Origin of the sequence: Streptomyces narbonensis (assembly GCF_014649015.1) — a bacterium.
GTDB lineage: Bacteria > Actinomycetota > Actinomycetes > Streptomycetales > Streptomycetaceae > Streptomyces > Streptomyces narbonensis.
The window spans coordinates 1-512 of record NZ_BMSF01000209.1; the positions used below are offsets into that span (position 1 = coordinate 1).

Genomic DNA, 512 nt, shown 5'->3' on the forward strand with positions numbered 1-512 from the left:
CGGGCCATGAGGGCGTGCTCGACGAGGGTGATGAGCGCGCTCTTGGCGTCCGCGCGGTGGCGGGCGTCGGTCGTGATGATGGGGGTGTCCGGGCCGATCTGGAGCGCTTCGCGGACTTCCTCGGGCTGGTACGGCTGGGCGCCGTCGAAGCCGTTGAGGGCGATGACGAAGGGGAGGCCGCTGTTCTCGAAGTAGTCGACCGCGGGGAAGCAGTCGGCGAGACGGCGCGTGTCGACGAGGACGACGGCGCCGATGGCGCCGCGGACCAGGTCGTCCCACATGAACCAGAAGCGGTCCTGGCCCGGCGTACCGAAGAGGTACAGGATCAGGTCCTGGTCCAGGGTGATGCGGCCGAAGTCCATCGCCACCGTCGTGGTGGTCTTGCCGCCGGTGTGGGTCAGGTCGTCGATCCCCGCCGAGGCGGAGGTCATGACGGCCTCGGTACGCAGCGGGTTGATCTCCGAGACGGCGCCGACGAACGTGGTCTTGCCCACGCCGAAGCCGCCCGCCAC

General features: G+C 69.7%; 1 protein-coding gene. It reads right to left on the minus strand.

All coding sequences use genetic code 11. The features are described from left to right. The coding region (locus IE124_RS34540) for a GTP-binding protein (RefSeq protein ID WP_229833214.1) at window positions 1-512 on the minus strand (512 nt) is incomplete at both ends.